Below are 17,492 nucleotides of genomic sequence, written 5' to 3'. Positions count from 1 at the left end.
CGATACTCAGGGTCAGGCGGTGGCGCGCTCGACGAGTTGGGTGTCCAGGACGATGTGCGGATCGGGGATCTGGTCGCCGCGGATCCGGGCCACCAGCAGGCGGGCCATCTGCCGGCCCATCTCGTCGACCGGCTGGAACACCGAGGTGAGCGGCGGGTTGGCCTGCCGGGCGATGGGCGCGTCGTCGAAGCCGATCACGGCCACGTCCTCCGGTACGCGGCGGCCGGTCTCGCGCAGCGTCCGCATCGCGCCGAAGGCCATCAGGTCGGCGGCGACGAAGACGGCGTCCAGGTCGGGGCAGCGGTCCAGCAGCTGCCGCATCGCGGTCGCCCCGCTCTCCTCGCTGAAGTCGCCGTACCCGATCAGGTCGGGGTTGACGCCGAAGCCGGCGGTGCGGACCGCGTCCCGGTAGCCGGCGAGCCGGGCCAGGCCGGCGCCCATGTCCTGGGGGCCGGCGATGGTGGCGATCCGGCGTCGCCCCCGGGCGGCGAGGTACTCCACGGCCTGCCGCGCGCCGCCGGCGTTGTCCACGTCGACGAAGGAGGCGGGTTGGGCCTCGGGGTGCAGCATCCGGGCCGGGCGTCCGCCCAGCACGGTGGGCAGCCCCCGCTCCTCCAGCAGGGTGGGCAGCGGGTCGGAGTCGTGCAGCGACAGCAGCAGGACCCCGTCGACGTGCTGGTTGGTGAGGTGGTGCTCGACCCGTTCCCGCTCCAGCGGCGACTGGGCCATCGCCAGCCAGAGCTGCAACGGCGTCTCCAGCAGGACCGAGCTGATCCCGCGCACGATGCCGGCGAAGAACGGCTCGGCGAAGATGCGCTCACCGGACTCGCTGACCACCAGGGCCACCGAGTCGGTTCGTTGGGTCACCAGGGCCCGGGCCGCGCGGTTCGGCACGTACCCCAGCTCGGCGATTGCCTGCTGCACGGCGGCGCGGGCTTCGGGACTCACCTGCGGGGAGCCGTTGACCACGCGGGAGACCGTGCCGCGGCCGACTCCGGCGCGGGCGGCGACCGCGTCGAGGGTCGGGCGCCCGAGCGACCGGGTGCGCTGCGTTGTCATCGTCTGCTCCTCCGACATGGGCGGACCCGGCACCTGGTTCAGCGATGGTGCCGGGCCACCCGTTACTGGCTGGCCGTCGCCTTATTGTGCGGCCAGACCGTTGCGTCGGATCACCTCCGCGTACCACCTGGCGCTGGACTTGGGGATACGAGTCTGGCTGTCGTAGTCGACGTAGATCATCCCGAACCGCTTGGTATAACCCCAGGCCCATTCGAAATTATCCAACAGCGACCAGGCGAAGTATCCCCGCAGGGGCACGCCGGCGCTGATCGCCTCGTGCGAGGCGCGCAGGTGGGCGTCGAAGTACGCCAGCCGGTCGACGTCGTCGACCTGGCCGTCGATCACCGCGTCGACGAACGCCGAACCGTTCTCGGTGACGTAGAGCGGCAGGTCGGTGTACTCCTCGTGCACCCGACGCAGGGTCTCCACCAGGCCGGGAGCGTCGATCTCCCAGTTCATGTCGGTCACCGGGAAGCCCCGGGTGACGAACCGGACGTTCTCGCTGCCCGGCCAGGTGGACGGGGCCCGCCAGTACTCCTCCGGGTCCTCGCCGGGCACCGGCGCGGCCACCACGTGCCGGCTGTAGTAGTTGATGCCGACCACGTCCAGCGGGGTGGAGATGACCGCCAGGTCCCCGTCGTGGACGTGCGCGAAGTCGGTCACCTTCGCCAGGTCCGCGACCAGGTCCTCCGGGTACGACCCGCGCAGGATCGGGTCCAGGAAGAACCGGTTGGCCAGCCCGTCGATGCGCCGGGCGGCGTCCAGGTCGCCGGGAGCGTCGCTGGCCGGGGTCACCGGGTACAGGTTGACGGTCACGCCGAGCTGGGCGCTCGGGATGGCCGCGCGCAGCGCCTGGACGGCGAGCCCGTGGCCGAGCATCAGGTGGTGTCCGGCGCGGACCGAGTCGGCACCGTTCTGGCGGCCGGGCGCGTGCACGCCCGAGCCGTACCCGAGGAACGCCGAGCACCACGGCTCGTTGAGCGTGGTCCAGTACTTCACCCGGTCGCCCAGCGCCCCCGCCATGAGCTGCGCGTAGTCGGCGAACCGGGCCGCCGTGTCGCGGGCCGGCCAGCCACCGGCGTCCTCCAACTCCTGGGGCAGGTCCCAGTGGTAGAGGGTGAGCCACGGCTCGATGCCGTTGGCCAGCAACTCGTCGACCAGCCGCTGGTAGAAGTCCACCCCCTCGGCGTTGGCCGGGCCCGTGCCGCCCGGCTGCACCCGCGGCCATGACACCGAGAACCGGTACGACTTCAGCCCCAGCTCGGCCATCAGGCGAACGTCGTCCCCGAGCCGGTGGTAGTGGTCGCAGGCGACGTCGCCGGTGTGCCCGGCAACCGTCCGGCCCTCGGTGTGGCTGAAGGTGTCCCAGATCGACGGGGTACGGCCACCCTCGCTCGCCGCGCCCTCGATCTGGTAGGCGGCGGTGGCCGCGCCCCAGAGGAAGTCGGACGGGAAGGTCAACGGCGCGCGTTCGTCGAGGACGCCCACCGCGGGTGGGATGGCGGGGTTGCTCACGACTTGACAGCACCTTCCATGATCCCGCCGATGATCTGGCGGCCGAACAGGATGAAGACCAGGACCAGTGGCAGGGTGCCGACCGCCGTGGCGGCGAAGACCTGGGAGTAGTCGGTGTAGTAGGCGTACGAGAGGAAGGAGAGCGAGACCTGGAGGGTCGGGTTCTCCGGGGTGAGGATCGCGTACGGCCAGAGGAAGGAGTTCCACGTCTCCATGAAGGTCAGCAGACCCAGCACGGCCGCCGCCGGACGCAGCGCGGGCAGCACGATGTTCCAGTAGATCCGGAACGTGCTGGCACCGTCGACCCGACCGGCCTCGATCAGCTCGTCGGAGATCGCCTGGCTGGCGTACTGCCGCATCATGAACACGCCGAACGCGCTGACCAGGAACGGCACGGTGACGGCGTACAGGGTGCCGAACCAGTTCAATTCCTGCATCATGCCCCAGAGCGGGATGATGCCGAGCTGGGTCGGGATCATCATGGTGATGACGATCATCAGCAGCAGGATGTTGCGGCCCCGGAAGCGCAGCTTCGCGAAGGCGAAGCCGGCCAGCGAGCCGGTGAGGACCACCGACAGGGTGACCACCGAGGAGACGATGACCGAGTTCATCAGGCCGGTGAGGAAGTTGGCCGCGTCGTTGTCGAGGACGCGCCCGAAGTTGTCACCGAAGGCACCGCCCGGGGTGAGCGGCGGCGGTACGTCGTTGATCGAGTCCAGGGTGCGCGTCCCGATCACGATCATGTAGTAGAACGGGTAGATCGACAGCAGCGCCGCCAGGACGAGCGCCATGTAGGTCAGCGGACTGGTGCGCCACAGGCGCCGGGAAGCCGAGGTCACAGCTCTCTCCTCACTTGGCCGAACGGCGGACGAGTAGGAAGTTGAGCAGCGACATCAACGCGATGATCAGGAAGATCGCCCAGGCGACGGCGGCGCCGTAACCAGCGGTGTTGAGGTTCTCGATGCCCTTCTCGTACATGTACATCGCCAGGGTCTGGAACTCCCGCTGGTTACCGCCGAGGATGCTGCCGTTGGCGAAGAGCAGCGGCTCGGTGAAGAGCTGCATGCCGCCGATCGTGGAGAGGATGATCACGAAGATCAGGGTGGGGCGGACCATGGGGACGGTGATCTGCCAGAACTGCCGCCACGGGCCGGCGCCGTCGATCGAGGCGGCCTCGTAGAGGTCCTTCGGGATGGCCTGCATCCCGGCGAGCAGGATCAGGGTGTTGTAACCGACCCAGCGCCAGTTGACCATGGTCGCGATCGCGGTCCAGGAGCTCCACCGCTGGCCGTCCCAGTCGATGTTGTCGACGCCGACGAAGCTGAGCACCCAGTTGATGAGGCCGAACTCCCGCTGGAACAGCATGCCGAAGACGATCGCGACGGCGGCCACCGAGACCACGTTCGGGATAAAGATCGCCAGCCGGAAGAAGGTCTTGGCGCGCAGCAGGGTGCTGTTGAGCAGGTTCGCCAGGAAGAGCGCGAGCAGCAACTGCGGGATGGTCGACAGCGCGAAGATGCCGAACGTGTTGTAGAGCGCGTTCCAGAAGTAGTCGTCCTTGATCAGGGCGGCGTAGTTGTCGAGCCCGATGAACGTCTGGTCGCCGATCATGTCCCAGTCGTGCAGGGACATCCAGGCGGTACGCAGCATCGGGTACAACCCGAAGATGCCGAAGATCAGGAAGAACGGCGCGATGTAGAGGTACGGGGAGTACTTCAGATCCAGGCGGTTGAGCAGGAACCCGCGCCGACGCGGGGGCTCGGAGCCGGGTGGTGTGACGTTCGACGGGGGGGCCGTCGTGGCCGAGAGGCTCATGATTTTCCTTTCCCGGCGGGAGCCCTTCCGAGGGGGCCCACGCGCAGGGTGCAACCCAGACGGGGACCGACCGGTGGCGCCCGGGGTAGTCCCCGGACGCCACCGGTGGGAAATCACTGTCAGAAGGCGCCCTGGATGGCGGCGTCCTTCACGAACTGCTCCCAGGCCTTGTCCTTGTTGGCCTGCCCGTTCTCGAACGACCGCAGGGCCGGCTCGAGCGCGTTCTCCTTGACCGCCTGGTGCTTCGGGCCGAGGTGGACCGGCTCGATCTTGGCGACGCTCTCACCGAAGATCTTGCCGGTCGGCGCGTCGCTGAAGTACTCGTTGGTGTAGCTGAGGAACGCCTCGTCCTTCAGCGCCTCCAGGTTGGTGGGCAGCGGGCCCTTGAGCTTGAAGGCGTCGACCTGGCTGGTGGCCTTGGTCAGGAACTCGGCGAGCTTCGCCGCCTCCTTCTGGTGCGCGCTCTGCTCCGGCACGGCCAGCCACGAGCCGCCCCAGTTGCCGCCGCCGCCCGGCACGGCCGCGACGTCCCACTTGCCCTTGTTGGCCTCACCCGAGTTGTCCGCCACGATGCCGAGCATCCAGGACGGGCAGAAGGTCGCCGCGAAGGTGCCCTGCTTGAAGCCGCCCGACCACTCCGGCGACCAGGTCGCCGCCTTGGCGGAGATGTCCGACATCGAGGTCGCGGTGTCCCACGCGGCCTTCACCGCGGGGCTGGAGTCCGCGATGATGTTGTTCTCCTTGTCGTAGAACAGGTCGCTGCCCTGCTGGAACAGCACACCGTTCGAGACCGCGGTGATCGAGTCGATGAACGCCTTGCCGGTCGCGTCCTTGTACTTCTTACCGGCCTGGTGGAAGCCGTTCCAGTCCGGCCAGAGCGCCGAGACCTGGTCACGCTCGGTGGGCAGGCCGGCGGCCTGGAACAGGTCCTTGCGGTAGCAGACCGCGAGGCTGCCGACGTCGGTCGGCAGGCCGATCAGGCGCCCGTCGGGAGCCTTGCCCAGCTCCCACTTCCAGGGCAGGAACTCCTTGGAGTGGTCCTCGACGAGCGGGTTGAGGTCGACCCAGTTGCGCGGGTTGGCCTTGAACTCGTTGAGGATGCCCTCCTCCAGCGCGGTGACGTCCGCCGCGCCCTTGCCGGTGGCCAGGTACCGGACCAGCTTCGGCCGGTACTCGCCGAGCTGCGCGGTCTTCCGCAGCTCGATCTTGATGCCGGTCTCCTGCTCGTACTGCTTGACGAGCTCGTCGTAGCCGAACTCGCCGAAGGTGTCGACGACCAGCTTGGCGGGCTTGCCGCCCTCGCCCGTGTTGCTGTCGTCGCTTCCGCAGGCCGCGAGACCGCCGACAGCGGTGACCGCCGCCAGCGCGCCTGCCGCCAGGCGGGTACGCCGCGTGGTGAGGCTCATCCTGACCCCTCTTTCAGTGGTGAGGCTGGTTTATGTGTGGTGGGGGGTGCCGCAGCGCCATCCGGCACCGACCTGGTCTGTCGGTGTCGGGCGCTCGGGGCGGGACTGTGATCCACGCCATCTTGGGAACGCTCCCATGAGATTGCCGGGAGGTATCCGGAGTGTCAATAGCCCGCTGGGAGCGTTCCCAGATCGTTACCGCGAAAATGTTTACCCCGCGCTCACGAACGAAGCGCGGGGCTGCTCAACGTGATCGCTGAGTAACGAATCAGCAGAGTCGGCGCAGCAGCGTGCTGACCCTACCTGCGTCGAAGGCGTCCGGGTCGAATCCGGGACCCACCCATTCCCGCATCGCCCGGTGCTCCGGGTGGCCGGGGTCGCTCAGCGCGGCGAGCAGCAGTAGGTAACCCTGCGGACCGCCGACGTCCTCCGGCGGCCCGGCGCGCTCACCGTCCAGGCAGATCGGGTAGCGCTCGTCCGGATCGGCGGCGAAGGCGTCCTCCACCACCAGGTCGTGCTCCCACCAGTCACCGAAGTCGTACGTGTAGTGGAACCGGGCGCCCTTGCCCACCGCCGCGTCCAGGCGTACGTCCAACTCGTCGTGCACGCCCAACTCGCCGTCGGGGTCGGGTTCGCCGTACTGCACCCCGTCGATCTCGAACGAGTGCAGGTGGCAGTCGCGCCACCCCATCGCGTGCTGTACCACCCGGTGAACACGGTCGAGGGTGTAACCACCGGGCACCAGGACCCGTCGCCAGATCGTGGGACGCAGCCCGGACAGCGACATCCGCAGCGTGAAGATCTGACGTGACATGCTGCGTCATCCTCCCCCGGCATAGGCTGCCAGCATGATCTGCCGAGCGTGCCGGACACGGCGGCACGACGAGTGTCCGGGCCGTAACTGGTGCGACTGCCAGCACCGTACCCCTCGCCCCACCCCTCCGGTCACCGGTCCGGCCGGCGAATGACCGTCGGACTTCCGATCCACGCACTCTGGCCCGAGCCGTCACCCGGGCCGGTCGACGACGACGCGCTGACCGCCCTCTACCGGCGTGCCGACCGACCGCACCTGCGCATGAACTTCGTGACCAGTGTCGACGGCGCGGTCAGCCTCGACGACTACTCCGCCGGGCTCTCCGGTGAGCCCGACAAGCGGGTGTTCGGGCTGCTGCGGATGCTCTGCGACGCGCTGCTGGTGGCCGCCGGCACGCTGCGCCACGAGGGCTACCGGGCGATCCGGCTCGACGAACGCCGTCGTGCCTGGCGGCGGAGGCACGGGCTGACCGAGTACCCGACCCTGGTGGTGGTCTCCGCCAGCGGACGACTCGACCCGGAGCAGGCCGCCTTCGCCGACGCCCCGGTACGCCCCCTGGTGCTCACCCGGTCCGACGCCGTCCCACCGACCGGGCTGTCCACCGTGGCCGACGTGGTGCCCTGCGGCGACGACCGGGTCGACCTCGTCGCCGGCCTCGCCGAGATGCGCCGACGCGGGCTCGACCAGGTGCTCTGTGAGGGCGGCCCGCACCTGTTCGGCGCGCTCACCGCCGACGACCTGGTCGACGAGGTCTGCCTGTCGGTCGCCCCACTGCTCGCGGGCGCGGGCGCGGGTCGGATCACCGCCGGTGACCCGAGTCCCGCCCGACACCTGCCACTACGGCACGTGCTGCACGCCGCCGACGGCACCCTGCTGCTGCGCTACGCCCGAGGCTGACGCCACCGGGGCGAGTTGCCGTAATCCGCCACGTAGCCGCAGGTCGGCTCACTACCGTGAACCCGGATCGGCAACTGCCGGGAGGCGGGGCGTTGGCACACGAGGTGGTCGAGCTACGGGTGCACGGTGTCTCCGGCACCTCCGCCGAGTCGCTGCTCGACCATCCCGTGGTGATCCGGGTCGCCGGAGACACGAACGCCGGGTTCTACCGCCCCCGCCCCGGCTTCGGGATCAGCGACCGGCCGGGCGGGATGCACGTGGAGGCGTACCGCTGGGGTGCGCTCACCGCGGGCGGCGCGGTGCGTACCCTGTCGCTGCTCTTTCTGCTGCCCTTCATGCTGGTCAACCTGGCGGTGTGGGCCCGGCCGCCGACCGGCGGCAGCGGCAGCCCCATCGGTCCGCTCTGCCGTCTGCTCGCCGCCACCCTGACGGTCGCGTTCGTTCTCTCCATCGTCGGCGTGACCGTGGACATCGTCGGCTGGCAGTGCACGCCCTACGAACCCTGCGTGCGGAACCGCCCGTACCTGTCCTGGCTGTCGTACCTGCCGCTGGGACCGCGCCTGGCGCTGCTCGCGCTGGTCCCGATCGGTGCGCTGCGGCTGCTCTGGTGGCTCGGCGAGCGGTCCGCCCGGGTCTTCGAGGCGTTCCCGGCCGCACGCGGCCAGGACCGGGGCGGCGACGGGGAGGACCGGATCGACAGTCCGGGTTTCTGGAACGACGCGCTCGTGGTGCAGCGGCTGCGCGCCATCCACCGGGCGGTCGGGCTGGGCACCCTGGACGTCATCCTGCTCGGCGCACAGATCAACATCTTTCCCACCCCGGTCGCGTACGTGCTGTTCGTGGCGGCCTGGTTGCTGCTCGCGGCCTGCGTGGTATTGCTCACGATGCCCGCTCGCCGGGTCGGCGACGGGCAGGGCCGGGGACCGGTGGACTTCCGGGGCATCCGCCCGGTGCGGGTCGTGGCCACCGGGCTCACCGTGCTGACGCTGGTCTACACCGTGATCCCGTTGGAGCCGCCCCCGCCCCGTGAGCAGTTGCCCGGTTACGAAGGGGCGGTGGCCGCCTTGGTCGCGGTCCAGGCCGCCCTGCTGGCCGTGCTCACCGCCGCCACGCTGCACCAGCGACGACACGGCGCGGGGAAGGGCACGTCCTGGTTGAGCGGCCTGGCCGCGCCGGTGTTCGCCGCGGCGGCGATCGCCGCCGCGTACGGGTTCTCCGCCGCCCTGGTCTACCGGGTCGCCGACTTCCTGGACCGGGGCGAGATCCCGAACCCGGCCCGGCCGAACCTGCCCGGCGCACCACCGCTGGAACCACCCGTCTCCTACCGGTGGGCCGCGCTCGCCGGCCTGGTGGCGATCGTGGTGGTGGCCGCCACGACCATGTGGCGGGTGCTGAGCAGCCGACGCCGACGACGTCGGATGGCCGAGGAGGTCGTGCGGCGGGACTTCCCCGACGTGCCGCCGGAGGCCGTGAACCGACGCCGGGCCGTCCGCGAGGTGGTCGCCCGGGCCGCGATCGCCGAGCAGCTCACCCCGGCCTTCATCGTCTTCCTGGTGCTCTCGCTGATCGGCGTGGCCGCGGTGGGGCTCGACCTGATCGGCATCGGACCGTCGGACCTGAGCCGACGGATGATCCACACCGACGGCACGGCGACCACGAACCTGGCCATCGCCACCGACGTCGGGATGTACGTGATCGGGCTGGTCGGCCTCGGCATCCTGGTGCTCGGGGTGCTCTCGTACCGGTCCGAGGAGACCCGGCGCACGGTGGCGGTGATCTGGGACCTGGGCACGTTCTGGCCGCGTACGGTGCATCCGTTCGCGCCGCCCTGTTACGCCGAGCGGGCCGTGCCGGAGCTGGCCAAGCGGGTCACCGCGCTGACCGCCCGGGGCGACGTGGTGCTCTCCGGGCACAGTCACGGTTCCGTCCTCGCCGCCGCCACGCTGCTCCAGTTGCCGGACTCGGTGCGGCAGCGGGTGGCGTTGCTGACCCACGGCAGCCCGCTGCACCGGCTCTACGCCCGCCTCTTCCCCGCCTTCCTCGGCGACGCGACCCTGCACGAGCTGGGCGATCGGATCGGCTGGCGGTGGGTGAACCTGTGGCGCGACACCGACCCGGTGGGCGGGCCGATCTTCTCCGCGCACCACCCGGGCGAGCGTCCACGCGTGTCGGGGCCGGCCGGTACGGTCGACCGTCGGCTCCGCGATCCCCGCGCGGTCGTCGTCGACCCGGACGACACCGTCCCGCCCCCGATCGACCAGCACTGGCCGTACCACACCGACCGGGGGTACGAGGCGGCCGTGCACGAGCTGGCCGGGCGGCTCGACCCGACCGGGCAGCCGCCACGACGACACCGGTAGGCGGCCACCGGCACGCAGGGTCCACGGTCGGTCGCCGTACGCGCCCGGCGGGTGGCCGGGGCGTGGTCTCCGCCGCGTCGCGTGGCGGCCTGTCGTACTCCTCCGGCAGGATGCAGGGCGTGTGTGCCGACCGCGACGACCAGCCGACCGGAGCCGTCTGATGACTGACCAGGGGATCCACCGCCCGGGCGAGCTCGACGGCCCGCGCGAGGGGGTCGACCCGGGCGGGCTCGACGGCCCGGGTGAGGGGGTCGGTCGGGTGCTCGGCACCGCCGACGCCACGCCGCTGCAGTTCTGGACGGCGGTCGCCCCCGGCAGTTACCTCCAGCTCGACGACGTGGTGGTGACCCGGCGGGAGCTGCCGGACCGCGAGCCGGTGACCATCGCCGGGGTGGTCACCCAGGTCCGTGCGCGGCACGAGGGCGCACAGTTCGACTCCGACGTGTTCGCCATCGCCGACGGCACGCTGCCGGCGCAGGTGCAGGAGGCAGCGGAGATCACCACCACCCGGGTGGACCCGGAGTTCTACGTGCCGCCGCACCCGGGCGCGGTGGTGCACCGGGCCGAGGGGGACGCGCGCGCCCGGGCGCTGCACTTCGACCGGATGGAGCGACGCGTCCCGATGGGCACCGGGCGCGACGGGGTGCCGGTCTACCTCAACGCCGACTTCCTCGACGGCACCCGTGGCGCCCACGTGTCGATCTCCGGCATCTCCGGGGTGGCCACCAAGACCAGCTTCGCCACCTTCCTGCTCTACTCGGTGTTCCGCTCCGGCCAGCTCGGCGGGGACGCGGTCAACGCCAAGGCGCTGATCTTCAACGTCAAGGGCGAGGACCTGCTCTTCCTCGACCACCCGAACGCCCGGCTGGACGATCCCACCCGGGCCGCGTACGCCCGGCTCGGCCTGGTCGCCGACGCCTTCCCGGACGTCCGGGTGTACGCCCCACCCCGGGTCGGCGACTCCTCCGGCACGCCCGACGTGCACAACCGACTGACCGGGGTGGACAGCTTCTACTGGACGCTGACCGAGTTCTGCGAGAAGCGCCTGCTGCCGTACGTCTTCGCCGACGCCGACGACGAGCGGCAGCAGTACACGATGGTGGTGCACTCGGTCGCCGCGCACCTGGCCCGCTACGCCCAGCCCGCCGACGGCGGGGTCAGCGTCGACGGGGTGCGCCTGGGCACGTACGCCGACCTGGTCGACCACATCGTCGAGCAGCTCAGCGACGACGAGACCCGCAGCGACTGGGCGGGCAGCGCGGTCGGCCTGGGCACCGTGAACGCCTTCGCCCGGCGGCTGATCGGCAGCAAGAAGGACCTGTCCCGGTTGATCCGGGGCGACCTGGCGACCCGCCGCCCACACTCGATCAACACCGCCGAGTCGGCCCAGGTCACCGTCGTCGACCTGCACAACCTGCCGGATCGCGCGCAGCGCTTCGTGGTCGGCGTGACCCTGAAGACCGAGTTCGACAACAAGGAGAAGCAGGGCGCCAAGCCGCTGCTCTTCGTGGTGCTCGACGAGTTGAACAAGTACGCCCCCCGCGAGGGCTCCTCCCCCATCAAGGAGGTGTTGCTGGACATCGCCGAGCGGGGCCGCTCGCTCGGGGTGATCCTGATCGGCGCGCAGCAGACCGCCAGCGAGGTGGAGCGGCGCATCGTCACCAACTCGGCGATCCGGGTGGTCGGACGGCTCGACCCGGCCGAGGCGTCCCGCCCCGAGTACGGTTTCCTGCCCCCGGCGCAACGGCAGCGGGCGCTGCTGGCCAAACCCGGCACGATGTTCGTCAACCAGCCCGACATCCCGGTGCCGCTCTGCCTGGAGTTCCCGTTCCCGGCCTGGGCTACCCGGGTCTCCGAGGCCGGTGCGGCACCGTCGCAGACGTTGCGCTCGATCACCCAGTCCGCCGACCCGTTCGCCGTGGTGGGTTCCGGCGGCGGCAGCGCCGACGACGACATCCCCTTCTAGACGACATCGTCTTCGCCACGAGGAGAGGGCTACCCGTGAAGATCCTGCACACCTCGGACTGGCACGTGGGCAAGGTCCTCAAGGGGCAGTCCCGGGCCGAGGAGCACAAGCAGGTGCTGGCCGGTGTCATCGACATCGCCCGCCAGGAGCGGCCCGACCTGGTCGTCATCGCCGGCGACCTCTACGACACCGCCGCGCCGACGGCGGAGGCGACCCGCCTGGTCACCCGCGCGTTGACCGCGCTGCGCCGCACCGGCGCCGACGTGGTGGCCATCGGCGGCAACCACGACAACGGCGCGGCGCTGGACGCGCTGCGCCCGTGGGCCGAGGCCGCCGGCATCACCTTGCGCGGTGCGGTCCGCGAGGATCCGGCCGAGCACGTCGTGGACGGCACCACCGCCGACGGGGAACGCTGGCGGCTGGCCGCGCTGCCGTTCCTGTCCCAGCGGTACGCGATCCGCGCGGTGGAGATGTACGAGTTGACCGCCGCCGAGACCAACCAGACGTACGCCGACCACCTGGGCCGCATCCTCACCCGGCTGACCGAGGGTTTCGACGAGCCGGACCGGGTGCACCTGGTCACCGCGCACCTGACCGTGGTGGGCGCGAGCACCGGTGGCGGTGAGCGGGACGCGCACACCGTGCTCGGGTACGCCGTGCCCGCCACGGTCTTCCCCGGCACCGCCCACTACGTCGCGTTGGGGCACCTGCACCGCGCCCAGCGGGTGCAGGGGCCGTGCCCGATCCGCTACAGCGGCGCCCCGCTGGCGGTGGACTTCGGCGAGCAGGAGAACGTCCCGTCGGTGACCCTGGTCGAGGTGACCGCCACGACGGCGGCACGGGTCCGGGAGGTGCCGGTCGAGGAGGCGACGGCGCTGCACACGGTACGCGGCACGCTGGCCCAGCTCGCCGAGATCACCGCGCCGGAGGGCTGGCTGCGGGTGTACGTCCGCGAGCAGCCCCGGGCCGGGCTGCGGGAGGACGTGCAGGAGTTGCTCCCCCGCGCGTTGGAGATCCGCATCGATCCGGAGCTGGTGCCCGCGCCGGGCAGCGGCACCCGGGTCGCCCAGCGGGCCGGCCGGTCGCCCCGTCAACTCTTCGCCGACTACCTGGACAACCGGGGGCACGCCGACGACGGAGTCCGGGAACTCTTCGACGAGCTGATCGAGGAGGTCGAGCACTGATGCGGCCGATGCGGCTGGACATGGCGGGCTTCACCGTCTTCCGGGACGAGACCACCGTCGACTTCACCGACGCCGACTTCTTCGCCCTGGTCGGGCCGACCGGTTCGGGCAAGTCGACGGTGCTCGACGCGATCTGCTTCGCGCTCTACGGCACGGTGCCGCGCTGGGGTGGCGCGCGCGGGCTCGGCAACGCGCTGGCCCCGTCGTCGACCGAGGCGCGGGTCCGGCTGGTCTTCGAGTCCGGCGGGGCCCGCTACGTGGCCACCCGGGTGGTGCGCCGGGACAGCCGGGGCAACGCGAAGACCGCGAACGCCGGTCTGCAACTGATGCCCGACGGTTTCGACGTCACCAAGCTGGACACCGGGCTCAGCCCGGAGGACCTGGGCGAGGTGGTCGCCGGTACGCCGGCCGAGATGGAGACCGCCGTGCTGGAGGCGGTGGGTCTGCCGTACGAGCAGTTCACCAGTTGCGTGGTGCTGCCACAGGGGCAGTTCGCCGACTTCCTGCACGCCCGTCCCGCGACCCGGCAGCAGATCCTGGTCAACCTGCTCGGTCTCGGCGTCTACGAGCAGGTGCAGCAGCGGGCCACCGCCCGCGCCGGGCAGGCCGAGGCCAGACTGGAGACGGTCGACCAGCTGCTGGCCGGGCTCGCCGACGCCGACGACGCCACGTTGGCGCAGGTCACCGACCATGTTGGCCGGATGCGGGAGTTGGCGGAGGCGGTGGCGGCAGCCGTACCGGAGCTGGACGCGGCGCGGGCGACGGTGCGCGAGGCCGGGTCGGCGCTGGCGGCGCTGGACGCCGAGTTGACCGTGCTGGGCGAGGTCCGGGCGCCGGACGGGGTGGCCGAGGTGGCCCGGGCGGTGGACGCCGCGCGGTCCGAGGCGGACGCGGCGGCGGGCGCGGTGTCGCTGGCCGAGGAGCGTGAGGAGAAGCTGCGCGGGGAGTTGGCCGCCGCCGGTGACGAGAGCGCGCTGCGGATGCTGCTGCGCGCGTACGCCGACCGGGACCGGCTCGCCGCCGAGGCGGAGCAGGTACGCGCCGTGGTGCGGACCGCCGGTGCCGAGCACGAGGCGGCGGCCGGCGCGCTGGCCGAGGCGCGGGCGGCGACCGACCGGGCCGAGGCGGAGTTGGCGGCGGCGTTCCAGGCCCACGAGGACGCGAAGGCGGCCGACCAGGCGGCGGCGTTGCGGGCGCACCTGAGCGACGGCGACTCCTGCCCGGTCTGCGAGCAGACCGTCGCCCGGGTGCCGGCGATGCCCGCCGGTTCGGCGGTGGCGCAGGCGGTCGCGGCCGGCAAGGCGGCGCGGGCGGCCAGCGAGGCGGCCAAGCGGCTGCTGGCCGAGCGCGACTCGGCCGCCCGGGACCTGGAACGGGTGCTGTTGCGGGCCCGCGCCGAGCAGGACGGACTGCGGACCCGCCTCACCGAGGTGGACGAACGGCTGGCCGGGGCGGCCACCGCCGAGGCGCTGCGGGCGACGGTGGCCGAGCACGCGCGGCTGCGGCAGGCACTCGACGAGGCGGCGGCGGGGGTGCGGGCCGGTCGGGACACCGCCCGGCGGGCCCGGGGCACGCTGGACGCGGCACAGGAGCGCCTACGGTCGGCGTGGCGGCGTTTCGACGGGGTACGCGACGGGGTGGCCCGGTTCGGACCACCGGCGGCCGACCGGGACGACGTCGCCGCCGCGTGGACGACGCTGTCGGAGTGGGCCGACGAGCAGGTGCGGCAGCGCCGGACGCAGCGGGCCGGTTCGGCGCAGTCGGTCGCCGCGGCCGAGGCGGTGGCCACCGAGGTCGCGGCCCGGATCGCGGGCATCTTCACCGCCGCCGGTATGCCCGCTTCCGACGATCCGGTACGCGCCGCCACGGTCGCCGTGGAACGGGCCGAGGCCGACCTGCGCCGGCTGACCGAACGCCGCACCCAGGCCGAGGAGCTGCGCGCCCAGCGGGCCGAGCACGAACGCCAGGCGCAGGTGGCGCGGGCGCTGGCGGGGCACCTGCGCGCCAACAACTTCGAGCGGTGGCTGCTGGCCGAGGCGCTGGACCTGCTGGTCGACGGCGCCTCGGGGATCCTGCGGGAACTCTCCGGCGGGCAGTACGACCTGGTCCACGACAAGGGCGAGTTCTTCGTCGTCGACCACTACGACGCCGGGCTGCGCCGGGGTGTGCGTACCCTCTCCGGCGGTGAGACGTTCCAGGCGTCCCTGGCCCTGGCGCTGGCGCTCTCCGAGCAGTTGGCCGGGATGTCCACCACGGCGGCCAGCCTGGAGTCGATCGTGCTGGACGAGGGCTTCGGCACCCTCGACGCGGCCACCCTCGACACGGTCGCCGCCACCCTGGAGAATCTGGCCGCCCGGGGTGACCGGATGGTCGGCGTGGTGACCCACGTGCCAGCCCTGGCGGAACGCATCCCGGTCCGCTTCGAGGTCCGTAAGGACGCCCGCTCGGCCCGCATCGAGCGGACCGGCCGGTGAGCGCGAGGAGTGCAGCGCAGCGGAGCCCCGCAGTCGCGAACGAGAGGCGTGACCCCGTGAGCGCGAGGAGTGCAGCGCAGCGGAGCCCCGCAGTCGCGAACGAAAGGTTCGTCCCGTGAGCGCGGGACGGTTCTTCGTCGACGCGTGGGATCCGGCCTACGGGGCCTCGTTCGAGGCGTCGGCCGGACCGGCCGCGCCGAGCAGCGCCCAGGTGGAGGCGGACCACGAACTGCCGGTGGTGGACTGGCGGGCGATCGGCCCCCGGCCCGGGGTGCGCGCCCCGGACGTGGTGCTGCTGGTCGACGGCGTACGCCGGATCGACGCCAGCGTCTGGACGGCGGAGGAGGACGGCACCTCGTTCCCGGGCCTGGCCGCGTCGTACGCCGCCGGGGTGGTCCGGTGCGACCTGGAGCGGGGCGCGGCCCAGCTGGCCGGCGCCAAGGTGGGCCGGGGACTCTTCACGGCCAGCCCGTCTGCCGCCGACGTGGTCGCCGGCACCGTCCGCTATCCGGTGCACCGGGTCAGCGGCACCGGGGAGCTGGCCAAGCTGCCGGCCGCCGTGCAGGGGCCGCTGACCGCGCTGGAGGTGGAGGTCTCGTCCGCCGCGCGTACCGACGACGACCTGCTGGTGGTGGACGGACCGCTGCGCAACCGGCGGCAGTTGCCGCGCACCCTCGGTTACATCAAGACCCAGCACAGCCAGTATCTCGACGCCCGGCTCACCGCGGTGGTCACCGGGCTCGCCGCCGGGCACCGCTCCCCGGTGTTCCGTCTGGGCACCGCGTGGGGCGGCTGGTCGTGGTACGTCCGGCTACCGGTGGCCGCCGGTGCGCCCTGGGCCGGGATCGTCCGGCTGGAGTGCTCGGCAGACCTGGAGATCGCCGAGGTGGTGCGGCTGGCCGACCTGTCGCTGGTCACCCTGCCCCGGTTCGCCTCCACTCCCTACAAGGACCCCCGCGCCCCGCAGAACCTGGTGCCGATCGCCGGGCTGGAACGGCTGCTGCGCTCCCGGTTGGGCGACTCCCGGCTGTTGCACCGCGCGTTGACCGCCGCCGCCCGGAGGGGTCGCTGATGGGTCGGCGGCGCGACGCCGACCGGATCACCGCGCAGGTCGACACCGGGCAGGCCGAGCTGGCGCCCGACCCGGACCGGCCCGGGTCGTGGACGCTGCTGCTGGACGGCGCCCCGCAGTCGCATGTGGACCTGACCGACCCGACCCACCTGGAGTTCGAGTACGTCCGCCGCCTGGCCGCCGCGATCGACCTGGTCGCACCCGCCGGCGCGCCACTGCGGGTGCTGCACCTGGGTGGCGGTGCGCTCACCCTGCCCCGGTACGTCGCCGCCACCCGCCCCGGCTCGGTGCAGCGGGTCGTCGAGGTGGACGGTGCGCTGGTCGAGCTGGTCCGCCGGGAGCTGCCCTGGCGACCCGATGCGCGGGTGAAGGTCCGGGTGGACGACGCGCGGGCGGTGCTGGCCGCCGGGCGGGACGCCGGTTACGACGTGATCGTCGCGGACGTCTTCGCCGGTTCCCGGACACCGGCCCGGCTGACCTCGGTCGAGTACGCCACCGAGGTGGCCCGGGTGCTCCGGCCCGGCGGGTGGTACCTGGCGAACCTGGCCGACGGCCCGCCGCTGCGGTACGCCCGTGGACAGGTCGCGACCGTCCGGGACCTGCTGCCCCGGGCCTGCCTGGTGGCCGACGCCGGGGTGCTGCGCGGGCGGCGCTACGGCAACCTGGTGCTGGTCGCCGGCCGTCAGGATCCGCCGGTGGCGGCGCTGACGCGGCGGGCCGCCGGCGACTGGTTCCCGGGCCGGGTGCTTGCCGGCGCGGACCTGGACCGGTTCGTCGGAGGCGTCCCGGCGGTACGCGACAGCGACGCCAGCGACTCCACACCACCCCCACCGGGGATTTTTTCCGTCCGCCGTTGATCCGTTCGGCGAGGCCCTCCGTACTACTCGGCAGCCATGCCCGTGGGGGGACGGCTTTCTGTCCATGGACATC

13 protein-coding genes are annotated in these 17,492 nt (G+C 72.1%); 7 read left to right on the top strand and 6 right to left on the bottom strand.

The window, feature by feature from the left end; all coding sequences use genetic code 11:
• Nucleotides 1-12 precede the first annotated feature (12 nt).
• From HUT12_RS09145 to HUT12_RS09120, 6 genes are all read right to left on the bottom strand, one after another.
• Entirely contained in the window at nt 13-1,059 is a 1,047-nt protein-coding gene (locus HUT12_RS09145) for a LacI family DNA-binding transcriptional regulator (RefSeq protein WP_176093100.1), read from the bottom strand.
• Between the two features lie 81 nt (nt 1,060-1,140).
• Complete coding sequence (locus tag HUT12_RS09140; RefSeq protein WP_131051773.1) at nt 1,141-2,574, bottom strand: GH1 family beta-glucosidase; 1,434 nt, start codon at nt 2,572-2,574, stop codon at nt 1,141-1,143.
• Nucleotides 2,571-3,413, bottom strand: a complete 843-nt coding sequence (locus tag HUT12_RS09135; RefSeq protein ID WP_131051774.1) for a carbohydrate ABC transporter permease — start codon at nt 3,411-3,413, stop codon at nt 2,571-2,573. The genes HUT12_RS09140 and HUT12_RS09135 overlap by 4 nt, the downstream gene beginning before the upstream one ends.
• Nucleotides 3,414-3,423: 10 nt before the next feature.
• Nucleotides 3,424-4,389 (bottom strand): carbohydrate ABC transporter permease, encoded by a 966-nt coding sequence (locus HUT12_RS09130; protein WP_131051775.1) that lies wholly within the window; start codon nt 4,387-4,389, stop codon nt 3,424-3,426.
• A gap of 119 nt (nt 4,390-4,508) precedes the next feature.
• Nucleotides 4,509-5,795: an ABC transporter substrate-binding protein gene (locus HUT12_RS09125; protein ID WP_131051776.1), complete on the bottom strand. Its 1,287-nt coding sequence runs from the start codon at nt 5,793-5,795 to the stop codon at nt 4,509-4,511.
• A 268-nt stretch (nt 5,796-6,063) separates the two neighbouring features.
• Nucleotides 6,064-6,609, bottom strand: a complete 546-nt coding sequence (locus HUT12_RS09120) for a plasmid pRiA4b ORF-3 family protein (RefSeq protein WP_131051777.1) — start codon at nt 6,607-6,609, stop codon at nt 6,064-6,066.
• A 150-nt stretch (nt 6,610-6,759) separates the two neighbouring features.
• Between HUT12_RS09120 and HUT12_RS09115 the strand changes: the two genes are divergently transcribed.
• From HUT12_RS09115 to HUT12_RS09085, 7 genes are all read left to right on the top strand, one after another.
• A complete protein-coding gene (locus tag HUT12_RS09115; protein ID WP_131051778.1) occupies nt 6,760-7,506 on the top strand; it encodes a pyrimidine reductase family protein in 747 nt (248 codons plus the stop codon).
• Nucleotides 7,507-7,562: 56 nt separating this feature from the next.
• Nucleotides 7,563-9,866, top strand: coding sequence for a hypothetical protein (locus HUT12_RS09110; protein WP_176093099.1), 2,304 nt, complete (start codon nt 7,563-7,565; stop codon nt 9,864-9,866).
• 160 nt (nt 9,867-10,026) lie between these two features.
• Nucleotides 10,027-11,832, top strand: coding sequence for an ATP-binding protein (locus tag HUT12_RS09105; RefSeq protein ID WP_236145592.1), 1,806 nt, complete (start codon nt 10,027-10,029; stop codon nt 11,830-11,832).
• A 35-nt stretch (nt 11,833-11,867) separates the two neighbouring features.
• The gene (locus HUT12_RS09100) at nt 11,868-13,016 is read left to right on the top strand and encodes an exonuclease SbcCD subunit D (RefSeq protein WP_176093098.1); all 1,149 of its coding nucleotides are present in this window, start codon (nt 11,868-11,870) and stop codon (nt 13,014-13,016) included.
• Nucleotides 13,016-15,490 carry an AAA family ATPase gene (locus tag HUT12_RS09095; RefSeq protein WP_176093097.1) on the top strand — a complete coding sequence of 825 codons (2,475 nt, stop codon included), beginning with the start codon at nt 13,016-13,018 and terminating at the stop codon, nt 15,488-15,490. The genes HUT12_RS09100 and HUT12_RS09095 overlap by 1 nt, the downstream gene beginning before the upstream one ends.
• Before the next feature lie 115 nt (nt 15,491-15,605).
• Complete coding sequence (locus tag HUT12_RS09090; RefSeq protein WP_176093096.1) at nt 15,606-16,562, top strand: hypothetical protein; 957 nt, start codon at nt 15,606-15,608, stop codon at nt 16,560-16,562.
• Entirely contained in the window at nt 16,562-17,419 is an 858-nt protein-coding gene (locus HUT12_RS09085) for a spermidine synthase (protein ID WP_176093095.1), read from the top strand. Before HUT12_RS09090 ends, HUT12_RS09085 begins: the two co-directional genes overlap by 1 nt.
• Nucleotides 17,420-17,492: the final 73 nt, after the last annotated feature.

Source organism: Verrucosispora sp. NA02020, from assembly GCF_013364215.1.
Lineage (GTDB): Bacteria > Actinomycetota > Actinomycetes > Mycobacteriales > Micromonosporaceae > Micromonospora.
The sequence above is the reverse complement of the archived record's forward strand: the minus strand, read 5'-3'. Positions and strand labels throughout refer to the sequence as shown.